The sequence below is a fragment of the uncultured Bacteroides sp. genome, from assembly GCF_902491285.1.
GTDB lineage: Bacteria > Bacteroidota > Bacteroidia > Bacteroidales > Bacteroidaceae > Bacteroides.
In genome coordinates this window covers 47196-65157 of the sequence record NZ_CABUHK010000012.1, presented here as the reverse complement: position 1 = coordinate 65157, position 17962 = coordinate 47196, and the positions used below count along the sequence as shown (strand labels likewise).

Below are 17962 nucleotides of genomic sequence, written 5' to 3'. Positions count from 1 at the left end.
TATCAATTATTTTTTCCAGCTTTAGACTTTTCTTCTTCACTTATCTTGATTTCCTCTTCAATCTGCCAGTCCTCGGTAGGCATGCTCTGCACCGGACGCAAGCGTTCCTGCAACCATTGGAAAGCGATAAACAGGGTAGGCACAATGAAAAGCAGTGCCAGCGTTCCGATAGTCATACCACCGACTACACCCGTACCCAGAGAACGGTTACCGTTCGCCCCTACTCCACTGGACATCATCAACGGGAACAGACCGAAAATCATTGTCAAAGCCGTCATCAGAATCGGACGCAGACGGGCTTTAGCCGCACTTACAGCAGAAGCAATCAGTCCCATACCTGCCTTACGGCGTTCGGCTGCATACTCGGTCAGCAAGATGGCTGTTTTCGCAAGCAGACCAATCAACATAATCAAACCTGTCTGCAGATAGATATTATTCTCCAGCCCGAACATCCAGGCGAAGAGGAAGCTACCCATCAATCCGCAAGGTACGCTCAACAGAACGGCAAAGGGAATGATAAAGCTCTCGTACAGCGCACTCAGGATAAGGTAAATCATCAGGAAGCAGATACCGAAAATAATCATCGTCGTACCGCTCTGCTGGTTTTCCTCACGGGTGATGCCGCCGTAATCATAGCCGTATCCTTTCGGAAGTGCCTGTTCGGCAGTTTCCTGTACCGCCTTGATAGCGTCTCCGGTACTGTATCCGTCTGCAGGCATGGCATTCACCGCAATGGAGTTGTACATATTGAAGCGGCTCAACGATTCCGCACCATAGCTGCGAGTCAACGTTACAAACTGGCTCAACGGAGCCATTTCCCCATTAGACATACGTACAAACGCATTATCCAGTGAATTTTCGTCCAAACGGAACATCGGGTCTGCCTGAATCATTACTCTATACACTTTGGAGAAACGGTTGAAATTGGACACATACTGACCGCCGTAATAACCGGACAAAGTACTCAACACCGCATTCGGCGTAATTCCGGCACGCTTACATTTGGCAGCATCCACCTCTACCGTCCACTGCGGATAACGCACGTCGAACGTAGAATATGCCATTGCAATCTCCGGACGCTGATTCAGTGCACCCAGATATTGCTGGGTAGTCGTAAAGAAGTCGTTTACATCACTGCCCATTTTATCCTGCATATGAAGTTCCAGCGCATTCCCCATACCATATCCCGGAATCATACCCGGAGAAATGGCAAAGACACTCGCATCCTTAATATCAGCCGTGCGACCGTACACCTGACCGATGACTGCCTGCACATTATCTTCATCATTCGGACGTTCGTCCCATGGTTTCAACTTCAGAATCAACATACCGAACGAGCTTCCCTGTCCTGCCAGCAATCCGTAACCAGACACTTTCTGCACGTGCTTAACCTGCGGAATATCCATCACTCGTTTTTCAATGCGTTCCATCACTTCGTCAGTAGTCGCCAGCGAGCTACCCGCCGCCGTACTTACATTGACAAATACCACGCCCTGGTCTTCGTCCGGCACCAGACTGGTCTTGGTCGTATTCATCAGGAATACCAGCAACACCACGGAACAAGCGAGCAACGACCATGCCAGCCACCTGCGTTTGATAAAGACCAATACGATATTCTTATATTTCTCTATCAGTATATCAAAAGCCGAATTGAAAGCCTTACGGAAGCGTGCCGCAAAATTATTCTTCTGCGTACCGTCTTCATTAATATAGGGTTTCAGCAACAGGGCACACAACGCCGGGCTCAACGTCAACGCATTGACAGCCGAAATACCTACAGCGACCGCCATTGTCAGACCGAACTGCGTATAGAACGTACCGGAAGTACCGCCCATGAAAGACACCGGAATAAATACCGCCATAAACACCAGAGATGAGGTGATTACCGCATTGCTGATACCTTTCATTGCATCGATACTTGCCATATAGGATGACCTGTACCCCACGTCGAAGCGTGCCTGCACTGCCTCGACAACAATAATGGCATCATCCACCACCGTACCGATGACGAGCACTAACGCAAAGAGCGTCAACAGGTTGATACTGAATCCCGCTATCGCCATGAAAGCGAACGTACCGATAAGCGAGACAATCACTCCCACCAAAGGAATCAGCGTAGAGCGGAAGTCCTGCAAGAACACATATACCACCAGGATAACCAAGATGATAGCTTCAATCAACGTCTTCACTACTTCATGGATAGAAGCGAAAAGGAAGTCGTTCGAGCTCATCATCTGCGTCAGTTTCACCCCTTTCGGAAGATCTTTGCGGGCTTCTTCGAGAAATTTATCAATGTTCTGGTTTACTTCGGTCGCATTGGAGCCTGCCGTCTGGAACACCATGCACGAAATACCCGGATGACCGTCCATACCGCCATGATAAGCATAGCTGTCCTGTCCCAGTTGTATCTCGGCAATGTCCTTCAGTTTCAGGACTTCTCCATTGTCAGTAGAGCGGATGACGATTTCCCCAAATTCTTCGGGGGTAATCAGACGTCCTTTATATTTCATCGTGTATTGATAAGTCTCGTTGGAGTTTTCACCGAACGAACCGGTTGCCGATTCAATATTCTGTTCGGCAAGCACACCGGTGATGTCAGACGGAATCAGCTTGTATTGAGCCATCACGTCCGGCTTCATCCATACACGCATACTATACTCACCACCCATAATCATCAGGTCGCCCACACCCGAAATACGGAGTATCTCCGGTTTCAGATTGATGCTGATATAGTTGGAAAGGAAGTTTTCATCATAACTGTCGTCCGGACTCGAAAGCGAGAACATCTGCAAGATACTCGTCTGGCGTTTGGAAGTGGTCACACCGACCTGGGTAACTTCCGCCGGAAGCTGTCCCGTAGCCCGCGACACGCGATTCTGCACGTTGACGGCTGCCATGTCCGGGTCTGTCCCCTGTTTGAAGTACACGGTAATGCTCACCGTACCTGCATTGGTAGCGGTAGAAGTCATATACGTCATATCTTCCACACCGTTGATAGCCTCTTCCAACGGTGCTATTACACTCTTCTGTAAAGTTTCCGCACTGGCACCATAATAAGTGGTACTCACCATAATGGTAGGCGGGGCAATATCCGGATATTGCTCAACGGGCAGACTGAACAGCCCGATGATACCCACAACGACAATCGTGATAGAAATGACTGCCGATAATACGGGGCGTTCAATAAAGGTTCTTAAATTCATGGATGATTCCTCCTTTGTTTAATTTTCAGTAGTAGTTGTTGCAGGTGCCGCAGCGCTCTTTGCCTTGATAGGCGTGCCTTCACGAAGCAATCCTACACCTTCCGCAACAATCACGTCGCCGGGAGCCAATCCCTCGTCTACAATAAATTCACGGCCGCCGTTCACACGAGTCACTTGTACCAGATTCGATTGGGCCTTACCGTCTACTACCTTATATACATATCTCTTATCCTGAATCTCGAAAGTAGCGCCTTGCGGAATTACCAACGCCCCCGCTTTCCGAACAGGAATAATCACATTTCCCGCACCGCCGCTATGCAGCAATCCTTCCTTGTTGGGGAATACGGCACGCAGGCTGACAGTACCTGTCGAGCGGTCGATAACCCCGCTGATAGATTCGATTTGCCCCTGTTCGGGATAAGCCGATTTGTCATTCAGTTGCAAGTCGATAGCAGGCATGCTTTTCAACGCTTCCTCTTTCGAGCCATACTGGCGGATAAGTCCCAGTAACTGGTTTTCCGTCATTGAAAAATAAACGTACATATCCGAATTGTCGGAAACCGTAGTCAACGGTTCGGGGAGGCTGGAGCTTACCAATGCCCCAACACGGTAAGGCAATGTGCCTACCACTCCGTCCGCCGGACTTTTCACTACCGTATAAGAAAGATTGTTACGGGCGCTCACTTCCTGCGCTTTTGCCTGTGCCAGTTGTGCTTTGGCGGACAGGAGAGAATTCTTCGCCGTATTGAGGTCGAAAGAGGAAACTACGTTTTCCTTATACAGTTCCTCTTTACTGTTATAAGTCAACTGTGCCGTAGCAAGAGAAGCCTCGGCAGCTTCTACATTGGCTACCGCCGTCTGCCAGGCAGCTTCATACGGCACCTGATCAATGATGAACAATGTCTGTCCGTTCTTCACACGCTGTCCTTCCGTCACACAGACTTTTGTCAGCGTACCGCCTACCTGCGGATAGATATCAATATCCTGACGTCCGCGGATAGTCGCCGAGTACGTGCTCGAAATCATCCGATCGGTCGGAGAAACGGTCATTACTTCATATCCTGTTTCCATTTGTGCCGGTGGAGCTTGTTTACAGCCTGTCGCAGCAACCAGACAGCAGAGTAACAATAGTCCCTGCTTCACTTTACTAATCTTTTTACTCATTGTATTACCTATTATTTTTTTGAACGCGGCAAAGGTAGACTCTTTTCTTCATAGAAAACTGGTCATAGTGTTTTGAGTTTTGTTCATTTTCGGAACATCAAAGCTAATATTTAGTAAAAATGTTCTATTTTTGCCGCCTAAACAAGAATTGTATATGAAAAAGAGAGAATCCATACTAGCCGTACTCCAAGAAGATTTTGTGGCAGGAGTCGACGAGGATCTGTCACCTATCATGCATCACCTGTGGAAACTGGAAGGGGGAGCTATCTACTTCTGCCGGAGCGGGTGGGCGCATGCCACGATTGACTTGAAAGATTATGAAATCGTAAAAAATACCCAAGTAGTGCTCTTGCCGGGAACCATCATCCGCATCAACGGCACCAGCAGTGATTTCAGTGCTTCTTTCTTCGGTTTCCCAAAAGAAATGTTCCGGGAAGCCTGTCTCCGGTTCGAACCTATCTTTTTCCGGTTTATCAAGGAAAAGCCGTGCTATGTGCTCCCCAAAGAAAATACCGGAGCTATCAAAGGGCTTATCCATGCGACAACGGCTATCTACAACGACCGCAAAAACCGTTTCCGAAGCCAGATAGCCAAGAATCATCTCCAGTCGTTCATGCTGGATATTTATGATAAGTGTTACCGTTATTTCGACAGACAGGAAATAGAAGGAGGAAGCCGCCAGGATGAAATTTTCAAGAATTTCATCGCACTGGTACACGAGAATTGTATCTCCCAGCGGGAAGTCGGTTTCTACGCCAACAAGCTCTGTATTTCCACCAAATACCTGACGGGTATCTGCCGCAGCGTAACGGGTGAACCCGCCAAGAAGATTATCGATGACTTCGCCATTCTTGAAATAAAGGTACTGCTTCAATCCGGCGAAATGACGATACAAGGAATAGCGGATAAACTCGGTTTCCCCGACCAGTCTTATTTAGGAAGATACTTCAAACGGCACGAAGGAATATCTCCGAAAGAGTATCAGAGCAAGTACTCGATATAAAACAGAATTAAATTCCACATACCGCTACTTTCACCATTGTCCGCCGTATTGCCCACAACGCGCACAGCAGTGAACAGACAGCACATACTACAAATGTCACTCCGGTAGATAAAAGTATATTCCCCAGTCCTACCAACGGAGAGACGATTCCGCCCGAAGCGAAGCAGAGAGCACCCAGCAAAGCGGAAGCTGCCCCGGCGTAGCGGCGTTCGCAATCCATAGCCAAAGTAGTGGAAGCAGTGAAGGTCAGCCCCATCATAAACAGCAGTGCAAACATAAGCAGTTCATACGTCCAAAAGCCACATCCGCCATACAATGCTATCATCATGCAGACCGACAGAACCAGCATGCCGATACATCCGGTCAGTGTTCCATTCTCTGTCCGCCGGAATTTCACTGAAAGGGCTGCCGCCACTCCGATAGCTACTGCATTCACCGCAAAGCAAATACTAAAAGCGAATGGAGAAAATCCGTAATGTTGCTGTACAATGAATGGTGAAGAAGCGATGTAGGCAAACAGGATGCCTTGTGCAAAAGCGAGCTGCAGCACATAAAGCATATACCGACGGTTATGGACAATGACGCCGAAACTACGGAAAGTGGAAACGACTCCTGCCTTTGAACGTTTCTCTATAGGCAACGATTCTTTAAAACGGATACAGCCAATGCCAAGTACGATACCGATAAACAGTAATATCACAAAAATGCCCTGCCAACCAACGCTTCCGGTCAGCAGTCCGCCAATGACCGGGGCAGCGACAGGGGCAACTCCGTTTATCGCTCCGATAACAGCCAGCATCTTAGCCAGTTCCTTTCCCGAAAACTTGTCCGTTGCCACCGAACGGGAAATAACGATTCCCCCCGCTCCTGCTATACCTTGTATGAACCTTAAAGTGACAAACGAATAAATGTCCGGTGCAAAAAGGCAGAATATGGTGGAGAGAACGAACAGCACCATTGAAGCCAACAACAACGGACGTCTGCCGTACTTATCACTAAGCGGGCCGAAAAAGATTTGTCCGGCCGCCAATCCTATCATACTGGTAGTAAGTCCCATTTGCACCATTGGCAGGCTTGCAGAAAAATAGTCCGCCATCACCGGCAGACTAGGTAAATACATATCCGTTACAAAAGGTCCGAACGCTGATAACATTCCTAACAGTATCAGCAAAAACACCTTTGAGTTCTCCTTATTTATTGCATTCATAATCAATTGTTTTTTTAATCGGAGACAAAGGTAAAGCATTTGTTCTGCCCGCTTATAGACTAATTCCGAACAAAACAGGGCTTTTTCAGAACAGACGTATTAATAAGTACTTCTTTCACCTGTAAGTTGTACTTGTTCCTATTAGTTTAAGTACATCATATACAGTATTCATGTACTTGGTTACAATGATTCTTGTACATCTTTCCCTCTTTTCTTCTACATGATATCCCCAAAAGGATTCGTTAAAAAACATTATATTTACGCATATACAAGGTCACAACTTAGCTATTTTTTTTCATAATTTTGCAAATCGAAAATAGAAAAGCAGGTATCAAGATGAAACTAAAGCATTATCAAATAGCCACTCGTTATAAAAACAAAATGGATGACTTCCACGGTTGGGGTGTAGCTGTACAGATTTGATAATTTCCAAAAGAACTACTCGCCATGATGCGAAATGCCACCTCACCGGAAATGGCATGATACAAGAGCGCATATTTATCATTATCAATTAAATTTCTTTTCATTTTATGAGCAAAAAAAGATGGCTCATAGTAGCGCTATGCGTAGTACTATGCAGCCAGGGTTCATTTGCCCAAACGCTTAACAGGAAAGTTTTGGGCATCAACGAAATGTTCCGTCTGGCAGACGAGAACAGTCAGAGTATTCAAACGTATAAAACCGGAAAGGAAGCTGCTGATGAGGCCTTGAAAGCTGCCAAGTCACAACGTCTGCCGGACATCGGCGCGTCGCTCTCTTTCAGTTATCTGGGTGACGGATATTTGTGGAACCGTGACTTCAAGAACGGGCAGAACATTCCGATGCCTCATTTTGGCAATAACTTTGCACTGGAAGCACAGCAAGTCATCTATGCAGGTGGAGCTATCAACAGCAGCATTTCACTGGCAGAACTAGGGCAACAAATGGCTGCTTTGGACTGGCAGAAAAACCGCCAGGAAATACGTTTTCTCCTGACCGGCTACTACCTGGATTTATATAAGCTGAATAATCAAGTACAAGTATTGCAGAAGAACCTTGATTTGACAGAAAAAGTGATTCGCAATATGGAAGCGCGGCGTACACAGGGAACAGCTCTGAAGAATGACATCACCCGTTATGAATTACAAAAGGAAACATTGAAACTGCAACTGGCAAAGGTACAAGATGCGTGCAAAATCATGAACCATCAACTGGTAACGACCCTGCATCTCCCTGCCGGAACGGAAATTATCCCCGACTCAACTTTGCTGGACGAAGAGGTAAAAGCACTGGTGGAAAATGACTGGCAACTGCTGGCTTCACAGAGTAATGTAGGTTTGCAACAAGCCCTACTGGCTGTGAAAATGAACGAGCAAAAGGTGAAGTTGGAACGTTCGGAGTTACTTCCTAAAATTGCGCTTGTAGCCGCAGAGCATTTGGACGGTCCTATCACTATTGAAGTTCCAGTACTCGATAATAACTTTAATTACTGGTATGTAGGAGTAGGAATCAAATACAACCTTTCTTCTTTATTCAAGAGCAACAAGAAAGTGCGCCAGGCCAAACTGAATGTACGCAGGGCACAAGAGGAATATTCTTTAGCACAGGAACAGATAGAGAATGGTGTCCAAGCCAATTACGTCAACTTTCTGACCTCTTTCACAGACCTTCGCACGCAAGAGAAAAGCGTGGAGCTTGCCGACCAAAATTACAGTGTAACCAGCAACCGCTATAAGAACGACCTTGCGCTGCTTACAGATATGCTCGATGCCAGTAATATGAAGCTGAGTGCTGACCTGAACCTGGTCAATGCACGCATCAACGTGATTTACAGTTACTATAAAATGAAATACATTACACATACCCTTTAAAAATATAACAAGATTATGATAGCTAGAAAAACCCAAAAGATTATATACAACATTCTGATTCTTTGTTTTCTCATTGGTGGTGCCACTTATGTTTGTTCCCGGTTCATTCATTTGGGAAATATCGAATATACCGACAATGCACAAGTGAAACAGCATATCACACCTATCAACACCCGTGTACCGGGCTTTATCAAAAAGATATGCTTTGAAGAATACCAGCAGGTACGCAAAGGGGATACGCTCGTTATCATTGAAGATGCTGAATTCCGTCTTCGTGTAGCCCAGGCGGAAGCAGACCTGGCAAATGCCACTGCGGGACGCCAAGCAACCACTGCCGGTATCGCCACCACCCAAAACAATCTGAGTGTAAGTGATGCAAGCATTGAAGAAGTACGCGTACAAATGGAGAATGCCAAACGTGAACTGAACCGTTTTGAGAAGTTATTGAAGGAAGATGCTGTGACAAAACAACAGTATGATAATGTACATACAGCTTATGAAGCAGCCAAAGCCCGTTACGAACAAGTGTCACGCGCCAAACAATCCACTTCTTTGGTGAAAAATGAACAGACGCACCGCCTAGGGCAAAACGAAGCAGGTGTCCGCCTGGCAGAAGCAGCATTGGAACTTGCCCGGCTGAATCTTTCGTATACGGTAATCATTGCTCCGTGTGACGGTACAACCGGAAAGAAAGAGATTCTGGAAGGCCAATTGGTACAACCGGGACAGACCATGGTCGATATCGTAGACAGCAGCGACCTGTGGGTAATCGCCAATTATCGAGAAACCCAACTTTCCAATATCAGGGAAGGCGCCGAGGTAGATATGACAGCCGATGCAGTGCCGGGTGTTACTTTCAAAGGAATTGTGGAATCCATTTCCGATGCTACCGGAGCAGCGTTCTCAATGATTCCGCAAGACAATGCGACGGGGAACTTCGTAAAAGTGGAACAACGAATCCCCGTCCGTATCAGTCTGAAAGGGAACAAGCCGGAGGATTTAAAACGCTTGCGTGCCGGATTCAACGTAGAATGTGAGGTGAAATATTAACGTATGGGAGCACCTGTTTTAAATGGGCCTTTCGTGATGCCTATGTTCCGTAGCTTTGTGCCGCGGAAGATGCAACCGTGGATTTATCTGTTCATAGCCGTCACTTTCCAGCTTTCGGGTGGCGTGTATTTGGGAGCCTTGAATCAGATGATTGGTGGCATGGCACTGATGCGTGAGGATATATTGATGTGCTTGTACGCCAATCTCGCAGGCATGGCCATCTATTTCCCTTTGTTGTTCCGTATGAAGTTCCGTTTCACGAATAAGACACTGCTTACATCGGCGGCATTGGGAGTGCTGCTTTGCAACCTGATTGCTCCGCATATTACTTTCCTTCCGCTATTGTGGCTGATATGTTTCATCGAAGGTATATGCAAGATTCAGGGAACCTTTGAATGTATGTCCAACATTCAGTTGTGGATGACCCCCAAACGGGATTTTACCGTTTTCTTTCCCTGGCTTCATATCATTGTACTGGGCAGTATCCAGTTGTCGGACTTGATAACGACTTATTTAATGTATCATTACCATTGGACATACATGAATCTCTTCATTGCAGGATTGATGCTGATAGTCCTGCTGATACAATTCACCTGTGTGAAGCATTTCCGGTTCATGCGTAAGTTTCCCCTGTTCGGTATTGACTGGCTGGGGGCAGCACTTTGGGCAGCCTTATTAGCCGAGATAGCTTACCTCTTCAACTACGGCGACTGGTACGACTGGTGGAACAGTCCGGTAATCCGCCAATTGACGATAGCAATCTTTGTCACTTTAGGGTTCTGCATCTGGCGTATGATGACTATCCGCCACCCATTCCTTGAACCTAAGATGTGGAGTTATCGTTACTTTTTACCCTTGTTGGGTTTAGTCACATTGGTGGAAGCTTTTCTCGCAACCGAACACGTTTTAGAGGAAGTCTTTTATGAAGAGGTGATGAAATATGAAGAACTGGTAAGCGTACAACTAGACTGGTTTGCTATAATCGGCATAGTAACCGGTTGCTTGTTCTCTTATTGGTGGATGCACATCAGACAGTATAATTATGTACGCCTCATCATAGTCGGCCTCATAGGACTGATCGGCTATCTGGTCGGTTTCTATCTGACGCTCTCCACCGATATTCATATATCGCAGCTTTATATGCCGACGATATGCCGCGGTTTTGCCTATGCGGTGTTAAGCGCCACTTTCATGGTCTGCTTGGAAGAGATTATGACCTTTCAGCACTTTTTCCAAAGTTTAAGCGTGTTCAATATGCTTCACATGGTAGTCGGCGGCGTATTAGGTTGTGCAGTCTATGCACAGGGACTAGCTTATTACGTTCCTGACAACCTGGCACGTTACGGTTCGGCAATCGACCATGTATCTTTCAGCAGCAATCCGTTTAATCTCGGTCACTATATGGAAGAATTTATCAGTCAGATGATGGAAGTGAGCATCAAGCAGATCTATGGCTGGGTGGCTTATGCCTGTATCTTCCTCTTCCTGTTGTTGCTGCTTTATGATTTCCCGGTTCGACGCTCTCTGAAAAGTATGCCGAGTTGGAAAGAGGTGGCAAGGGAGGTGAAAAACACGTTCTGGCGCACTACACATACACCACCGTCAGGGAAAGAATAATAAAAAACTATAACCCCGTTTATTGACTATATATTACAAAGCAAACAGAGTTTATGCAGATTCGTTACAAAAGCCAACCTTTGAAAGAAACTGCATAAACTCTATTTTTTTCAGACCTTTCCTCTATATCTTTATAAAGATCCGCTTTTTGTATAAACCCCATACAATCAAATAATTGAATCCGATAAACAGAAGTCCGTAAATCAGAGAGGCCAAATGAGCATCGAGACCAACAGCTAAGATGAAAGTATAAATCTTCTCCTGTAGACTAATTCCACCAACTGTGATAACCTCAAGCAAAGTAGCCAACACACCGGCAACCACATAGATAAATAACGGATTCGTACCAAAGACATGGAAAAAATACCCCCACTTCTGTTGTTTACGAATATCGATAAGCCAGGTGAGAAACACAAGAAACAAAGAAGCAAAACCACAGGTCACCAGAACAAAAGTCGGACTCCATACCTTCTTATTCAACGGGCAGCCGTAACTAAGTAACCATCCTGCAAATAAAAGAACGATGCCCAGTACGGATATCTGTAACAGCCGGTGATGAACCTCAGTCTTTTCCCGCAATATATTTCCGCAGAAATAGCCGATAATCACTTGCGCAATACACGGTAAAGTACTTAACAATCCTTCCGGATCGAAAAAGATACGTCCGCCGTCCGGCAACCACTCCCGATACAGATGAGCTTCTCCGAACAAAGTCCGGTCTGTTACGGCAATAATATTCTGCCCGGAAAGTTCAAATCCGTGTCCCAAAGCCAACAAGATAGAATAAGCTATCAGAATAATCACAGATGCCCATGCCAATTTTGCTGTACGCCGAATACTCATAATCAACAAGGAACCAAAAAAGTAAGCCAATGCCAGTCGCTGCAACACTCCTAGAATACGTATATGCGAAAGAGGCTGTTCCACTCCTGCACACACCAACGAAAACCAAGAAAGAAAAAGTCCCAACGCAAACAAGACCACTGTGCGCCGCACCAGTTTGGTGATAAAGCTACGGCTGAAATGATGGTCGAATTTGGATAAGGCAAAACTCATGGAAACACCCATTATAAACATGAAGAACGGGAAAACCAAATCTGTCGGTGTCAGTCCATTCCATTCAGCATGCCGCAAAGGCGCATAAATAGATTCCCATGTTCCGGGGTTGTTCACCAAAATCATTCCGACGATGGTGATTCCCCGAAGTACGTCTAATGAAAGTAAACGTTCTGATTTCATATCATTCTGATGACACCGGGATTAAATAAATCCCGGCTTGGTTAAATAAAATCCATTTGCATTCAACCATCTGACATGCCATTTCAGACGATTGGTAAAATCAATCCAGTTACGGTCACTTCCCCATGCCAATTCTGAAAAGGCCTGAAGAGAAGGGAATACATGCTGACCGAACTTCCGTTCATTAGGAATCATTTCTGTCCAGACACAAGCTTGGAAACCTAACACATTCTGCTTTATGATACCCGGGAACTGAGGTTCGAACTCAAAGTTATACAAAGAACTTAACCCTTCGTCCGAAGGCGTCGCACTCAAGTAGAAACGAGACCATTCCATAAATATGATCGGATACCCTTTTTGGGTAATCTTTCCCGGTTGATCGGGCAACCAGTCGCGCCAATAAGTATAGATCAAGTCCTGTGGCTCTTTTTCAAGAAAAGCATCGTCCCATCCCATCACTTTCTTTCCTTTGCCTTTCACATAGTTCATCATGATCTTCACAAAGCGGTTTTGCAGTTCATCCACTTTTTGATAACCTTCCTGCTGCATCAATCGCTGACATGCTTCACACTGTTCCCAGTTATCCTTTTCCACTTCGTCCGCTCCTATATGAAAATATTCCGAAGGGAATATTTCAACCATCTCATCAATAATGGACTGCACAAACTGGTAGTTTTCCAAGCGGGAAGGACAGATAGGATAAGAGAATTCTTCTCCCCAACCTGCTTCCCCCGTACACGACAATTCGGGATATACTTTGATAGCCGCGGAGAAATGTCCTGGCATATCTATTTCGGGAACAATATCAATACCTCTTTCCAATGCATAACTCACCAGTCCTTTCATCTCTTCCTGCGTATAATAGCCGCCATATTGTGAACCGTTTCTCACAAAACGGGGATCTATCTCGTAGTTATAATCCTGCTGTGCAAGTTCCACACATCTCTTATCATACTCATCGAAGTCACGCCAGCTTCCTTCCTGTGTCAGCAAAGGATACTTTTTCACTTCGATGCGCCAGCCCTGATCATCGGTCAGATGCAAGTGAAGCTTGTTGATCTTGTAAAAAGACAAACAGTCTATCACCTTTTTCAGATAATCAACCGTAAACATATGGCGTACCACATCGATATGGAATCCGCGCCAGTCGTATTTGGGAGCATCATTTATATCTACCACCGGAAGATATTTCGAGTTTCCCGAAGTGAAGGAATTAGCTTGTTCGAGTGCTTGCCTCAACGTCTGGACTCCCCAAAGAAGCCCGATTTCCGTTGAATAATAGATACAGGCTCCCTCTTTGCTAACGGTCAGGCGATATGCCTCTTTGGGCAAATCAGACTCTTGTTTCACCCGGATAAAAGCATCATCGTTGGAAGCATCACTTACTGAAAGAGACAGTTCCTCTTCCAGCGTGGTCTTCAGCAGTTGTGACGTAGAGGCCGGGATATTCCGGCTAACAGTCACATTCTGCGGAAGAGCGACCACCGACTCCTTATAATCAACTCTTTCCGGCAAAGGCATTACCGACAAGCGGGTCGGCACCCGGTCCGGATATCCCCCATTATTATTGTCATTGCATGACAATGATGTAATCGCACCTATTCCCAACAGGAATAATATACCACATCTTTTTATCTTATTATAGTTCATAATTTATCTACTTTTTGTGGATTAATTTACTTTGAGAGTGCCAGTCACACTTTCTTTATTCAAATAAAATAGTTTAGCCTTCACTACAGAAGCATCACAGGCTACAGGAACTGTCCAAAGCTCCGAATGGGGAGTAGGTTCTGTTCCATCAGTCGTATAGCGTATCTCTCCTCCCCGGACAGAGGTGTTAGCATAGAGTTTCCCCCCTTTGATGCAAAGTCCGGGATGAGGCAAACGGAAATTAATACTTCGGGACGCCCAATGAGGCATTTCCTTTTCACTCGCTTTCGAATAGAACAGAGCCAATGCCTTATTGAAAGCCAGACGTTCTTTCTCTCCTGTCAGTGTACTCCAAGCGGGAAAAGCATTCCACCCACGTTCCACCAGTCCGAGGATTTTAGGGAAAGTATAATATTCCACCCATTTAAAATCACGGATGGTTTCTGCAAACAGTTGCGCTTGCACTCCTTGGATATGTTCCTTGCCAGATGCGGTCAAAGTCGTTTTCCCTCTTCCCGCGATGTCCAAATCCACCGGATTACCTGCCATATCAGTACGCGAAGAACGATAGATATCATATGGAAGCATGGAAAAGCCTTTGGATTCATCCACATATCCGGCCCACGAAAGCCCTCTTTCATCGGGATGAGCATCATAAGCCAAATCCAGATAAAAGTTGTTCACGTTACAGAGAATCACCGGATAGCCTTTGTTGGCTACCTGATAAGGAATTTCATCCGCTTCCCATTCGGGAACTGTATTCCAGCAATATACACCTGCTGCCAATTTGTTCAGATGGCGATCGGCAGCTTCCGGATGTCCTAACGCCACTTCCTGCCAGCCGCTGAACTGCACATGATATTGTTGCAGATAGTCTGCCATTTTCGTTATGTAATATTCAGACAGTTCATGCGCACTCGTCATTCCATGTTCATCCATAAATGCCCGGCAGACAGGCGAACCCATCCAAGCTCCATCAGGCACTTCATCGCCTCCCAAGTGAATGGTAGTCAAAGGTACCTCCGCTTCTTCATACATAGCAATCAGCTCACGAATCACTTTTTCCATAAACCGATACGTGGAGGGCAATGCCACATTCATCACGTTATCCGTATAAGACTGTGCGGAAACATAGCGGGAAGTATCTTGCGCGTCACTCAACAAATATTCGACGGCCTTTTCAGGATCGGTGTTTATATATTTATGATAACGTGCTTTCATGGACACAATTGCCGCCCGTGCATGCCCCGGAGACTCTATTTCCGGGATCACACGCACATGTCTTTGAGCTGCATAACGCAATAAATCTATAAACTCTTCACGAGTATAATACCCGTTGCCAGAGGTAGACGCAGATGGATCATAGTTGCCATCGTAGCCCGGATACAAACATTCCAGTTCATCCGTGGTGTGTCCCCGACGTGCACCGACCGAAGTCAGTTCTTCCAGACCGGGAATCTGAAGACGCCAGCCTTCATCATCCGAAAAGTGGAAATGCAGCACGTTCAGTTTATAAGAAGAGATAGCGTCTACCAGTTTCTTTAATTGGTCTGCCGTCGTGAAGTTTCTGGCAATATCCAACATTTGTCCACGGTATGGCAAGTCGGGATAGTCCCGGATAGATACAGCTTCCAAACGAAACGGTTTCTCTTGTCCTTTCAAGAGAGAGAGCAAGGTTTGCGTGCCATTGAAAATGCCGTGCGAAGTAGGAGCTGAAATATTGATCAGACTATTTCCTGTGTCCATCCGATAGTATTCGTCATTCGCAGCCGTCTCCTGTTGCGGCAAATAATCCAGATGAACCGTTACCGGTGCTTCGGAAATGACTTCCAACCCATAGAGTGTTTCCAACTTTTCTTTCAGCAATCCTGCTTCGTTGGCAAAATCGGGATGAAAAGTCAGTTTCACCTTATTTTCTATGGTAACGTCTTCTTTACCGACAGCCGGAAACGCTTCCTTTACTGACGGGAAAATATCAGTTTGTTGCAACTTGGCAGTAGTCTCTAACGCCAAGTTTGAAGCATATATTCTATCAGGTGCAGGATACCAGCTTTCCGACTCCATTCCTTGCAGCGGATAGATAGTCAGCCCGACAGGCAAGGGAGTACCTTGCTTGCCGCCTGCCTGACTCACCCAGTAAGTACCTTCGGGAGCATGTGACAGTTTTTTCAGTCCATTGGTACAACAGAACGTCACAATCAGCGAGTCTCCCGGTGCCAATGGCTGGAAGTTTTCCGCCGGATACATCCGGAAGAAGTTCGCATTTACTACCTCTACCTTGACCGATGCAGATTCGTCTTGAAGAATCTCACGAGGCAACTGCGAATAATAGATGATCCAGTCCTTTCCCAAAGGAGCATCTGATATATTCCTCAGGATAAATGAGTTCTCATAGTAGCCGGGCTGCACTTCGGCAGCTCCCATCTCCCAAGTCAATGACACGGGGGCTTTCGCCCCGTCAGCCGATTTACAGCCGGTCATGAGCAGCAGGAGACACAGACTTCCCCCTATCGTATATAGTATATTTCTCATAGGCTTTCCTGTTATTCTATATATCACTCTTTCAGACATTAATCACTCAATCGTTCGATGTGCAATGTTTCTTTGCCTACTCCCTGCGAAGTGTCGAAAGTCAGACGGTAATAGCCAGGTACGAAGCCGTCGCCACTCGTTATTCCATTGGAAGCCGATATTTCAATTCCATCCGTATCACCGGATAATGAACCTTCTTGCAGCAACATACCTTTATCTTTATTCCATTGCAAATCGCTATAAATTTCGATTTCAAAAGACTCCCATTTATGAGTATTACTCAAATATACGGTAGTCTGATACTTCTGTTCACCAATCGGGACAATATATCCTAACTGCAATATATCTTCCATATTCCAGCCATCATTGGTATCATAATCCGTATTCCAGATAGGAGCACTAGTGAATCCATGTCCAGCCAGCCAGAAGCAAGCAGGTGCCACATCGCCCATCCGGGCAACCCAAATATAGTTATATTTAGAAGAATAATAGATTTCCCAAGTACCTGATTTGCGCAGGAAGGTAAACTTACCATTGTCCGGATTATAACTAAAGAAATCGCGGTTGTAAGCATGTTCCACATCTTCAAATCCACTCATTTCAAATTCTTCACCTTGAGTAAAGCTAATCTGGGCACGGAAAAGTCCTTCACTGGCTATCAACTCGGTTTCTTTAATTTTCAGGTTCTTCTGGAAACCGACGACACCCAATTTAAAAGTCATCACGTCGAAAGTGATCTGTTCAACAAACCAATCCCGGTAATCAAAGGCAAAGCTGGGTCCCGATGCTTCAATAAGGACAGCTGTATTACTCTTTTCAGCAGCTCCCCAAATCAATTCCGCATCGTCCAATGATTCCGTAGTGGAGATTTTTCCAGTCAGCTCCATCGGATAGCCCTCTTCCGAGCCGGAAACTTCCGTAAGATACAGATAAGGATTCTCTGCGCTTCGGGCCATTTCTACCACCTCACCATTATAGTGAAGATAGAGCACTTCCGGAATCTGTGGACGGACGATATGGAAATCAAACGTTTGAGTGACTTCACTACCTTCCACATTGATGGCAGTCAATACTACTTTAGCTTCCTGGTTCTCTTCCAAGTCTGCCACAAACGGAATATAAATTCCTTTCTCAACAATCGACACATCAGTGCCTTTCGTACGGATCGACTGTGAACTTACCAAGGTTTCACCTACCATCAATTTCACTTCCAGCGTAGACAAAGGAGTCTCCGGATCGTGAATCTTTACAGAGAAATAAAGAGAATCAGCTGCAGGAGTCTGATCGGTAGTCGAGAATTGTAGTCCTGATAGTTCAGGACATGAATATGGATACTTCACCCGACCATCTTCTTCGCTACATGAAGCCAGCCAGCAAACGGTTAGCCCCAGCAACCATAAAAACAAATTATTGTGTTTCATCATTTTTTCTTTTAAAGTTTTACGTT

Annotated in this window: 12 protein-coding genes; 4 read left to right on the top strand and 8 right to left on the bottom strand. The window is 45.7% G+C overall.

The window, feature by feature from the left end:
- Positions 1–2: 2 nt before the first annotated feature.
- Both RDN93_RS04990 and RDN93_RS04985 read right to left on the bottom strand, forming a co-directional pair.
- Complete coding sequence (locus tag RDN93_RS04990) at positions 3–3203, bottom strand: efflux RND transporter permease subunit (protein WP_308744472.1); 3201 nt, start codon at positions 3201–3203, stop codon at positions 3–5.
- A gap of 18 nt (positions 3204–3221) precedes the next feature.
- A complete protein-coding gene (locus RDN93_RS04985; RefSeq protein ID WP_308744471.1) occupies positions 3222–4367 on the bottom strand; it encodes an efflux RND transporter periplasmic adaptor subunit in 1146 nt (381 codons plus the stop codon).
- 154 nt (positions 4368–4521) lie between these two features.
- Between RDN93_RS04985 and RDN93_RS04980 the strand changes: the two genes are divergently transcribed.
- Positions 4522–5370, top strand: a complete 849-nt coding sequence (locus RDN93_RS04980; protein WP_308744470.1) for a helix-turn-helix transcriptional regulator — start codon at positions 4522–4524, stop codon at positions 5368–5370.
- A 7-nt stretch (positions 5371–5377) separates the two neighbouring features.
- On the opposite strand, the gene RDN93_RS04975 is transcribed toward RDN93_RS04980, so the two are convergent.
- Complete coding sequence (locus RDN93_RS04975) at positions 5378–6577, bottom strand: multidrug effflux MFS transporter (RefSeq protein WP_308744469.1); 1200 nt, start codon at positions 6575–6577, stop codon at positions 5378–5380.
- A gap of 368 nt (positions 6578–6945) precedes the next feature.
- Positions 6946–7104, bottom strand: coding sequence for a hypothetical protein (locus tag RDN93_RS04970; protein ID WP_308744468.1), 159 nt, complete (start codon positions 7102–7104; stop codon positions 6946–6948).
- A 3-nt stretch (positions 7105–7107) separates the two neighbouring features.
- Between RDN93_RS04970 and RDN93_RS04965 the strand changes: the two genes are divergently transcribed.
- Genes RDN93_RS04965 through RDN93_RS04955 form a run of 3 tightly spaced genes read left to right on the top strand, consistent with a single transcriptional unit; the run spans position 7108 to position 11094 of the window.
- Positions 7108–8427, top strand: coding sequence for a TolC family protein (locus RDN93_RS04965; RefSeq protein WP_308744467.1), 1320 nt, complete (start codon positions 7108–7110; stop codon positions 8425–8427).
- Positions 8428–8442: 15 nt separating this feature from the next.
- Positions 8443–9477, top strand: coding sequence for an HlyD family secretion protein (locus RDN93_RS04960; protein ID WP_308744466.1), 1035 nt, complete (start codon positions 8443–8445; stop codon positions 9475–9477).
- Between the two features lie 3 nt (positions 9478–9480).
- Positions 9481–11094 carry a hypothetical protein gene (locus tag RDN93_RS04955; protein WP_308744465.1) on the top strand — a complete coding sequence of 538 codons (1614 nt, stop codon included), beginning with the start codon at positions 9481–9483 and terminating at the stop codon, positions 11092–11094.
- A gap of 123 nt (positions 11095–11217) precedes the next feature.
- Here the strand turns inward: RDN93_RS04955 and RDN93_RS04950 are convergent, their stop codons facing one another.
- The 4 genes from RDN93_RS04950 to RDN93_RS04935 are packed head-to-tail and all read right to left on the bottom strand — an operon-like array spanning position 11218 to position 17939.
- The gene (locus tag RDN93_RS04950) at positions 11218–12333 is read right to left on the bottom strand and encodes a DUF5009 domain-containing protein (protein ID WP_308744464.1); all 1116 of its coding nucleotides are present in this window, start codon (positions 12331–12333) and stop codon (positions 11218–11220) included.
- A 21-nt stretch (positions 12334–12354) separates the two neighbouring features.
- On the bottom strand, positions 12355–13983 hold the full coding sequence (locus tag RDN93_RS04945; RefSeq protein WP_308744463.1) for a beta-N-acetylhexosaminidase: 1629 nt from the start codon (positions 13981–13983) through the stop codon (positions 12355–12357).
- 21 nt (positions 13984–14004) lie between these two features.
- Complete coding sequence (locus RDN93_RS04940; protein WP_308744462.1) at positions 14005–16515, bottom strand: family 20 glycosylhydrolase; 2511 nt, start codon at positions 16513–16515, stop codon at positions 14005–14007.
- 38 nt (positions 16516–16553) lie between these two features.
- Positions 16554–17939, bottom strand: a complete 1386-nt coding sequence (locus tag RDN93_RS04935) for a DUF5016 domain-containing protein (protein WP_308744461.1) — start codon at positions 17937–17939, stop codon at positions 16554–16556.
- Positions 17940–17962: the final 23 nt, after the last annotated feature.

Coding starts and splice junctions, on each gene's coding strand:
- RDN93_RS04990 (WP_308744472.1), bottom strand. CDS start 3,203: ATGAATTTAAGAACCTTTATTGAACGCCCCGTATTATCGGCAGTCATT.
- RDN93_RS04985 (WP_308744471.1), bottom strand. CDS start 4,367: ATGAGTAAAAAGATTAGTAAAGTGAAGCAGGGACTATTGTTACTCTGC.
- RDN93_RS04980 (WP_308744470.1), top strand. CDS start 4,522: ATGAAAAAGAGAGAATCCATACTAGCCGTACTCCAAGAAGATTTTGTG.
- RDN93_RS04975 (WP_308744469.1), bottom strand. CDS start 6,577: ATGAATGCAATAAATAAGGAGAACTCAAAGGTGTTTTTGCTGATACTG.
- RDN93_RS04970 (WP_308744468.1), bottom strand. CDS start 7,104: ATGAAAAGAAATTTAATTGATAATGATAAATATGCGCTCTTGTATCAT.
- RDN93_RS04965 (WP_308744467.1), top strand. CDS start 7,108: ATGAGCAAAAAAAGATGGCTCATAGTAGCGCTATGCGTAGTACTATGC.
- RDN93_RS04960 (WP_308744466.1), top strand. CDS start 8,443: ATGATAGCTAGAAAAACCCAAAAGATTATATACAACATTCTGATTCTT.
- RDN93_RS04955 (WP_308744465.1), top strand. CDS start 9,481: ATGGGAGCACCTGTTTTAAATGGGCCTTTCGTGATGCCTATGTTCCGT.
- RDN93_RS04950 (WP_308744464.1), bottom strand. CDS start 12,333: ATGAAATCAGAACGTTTACTTTCATTAGACGTACTTCGGGGAATCACC.
- RDN93_RS04945 (WP_308744463.1), bottom strand. CDS start 13,983: ATGAACTATAATAAGATAAAAAGATGTGGTATATTATTCCTGTTGGGA.
- RDN93_RS04940 (WP_308744462.1), bottom strand. CDS start 16,515: ATGAGAAATATACTATATACGATAGGGGGAAGTCTGTGTCTCCTGCTG.
- RDN93_RS04935 (WP_308744461.1), bottom strand. CDS start 17,939: ATGATGAAACACAATAATTTGTTTTTATGGTTGCTGGGGCTAACCGTT.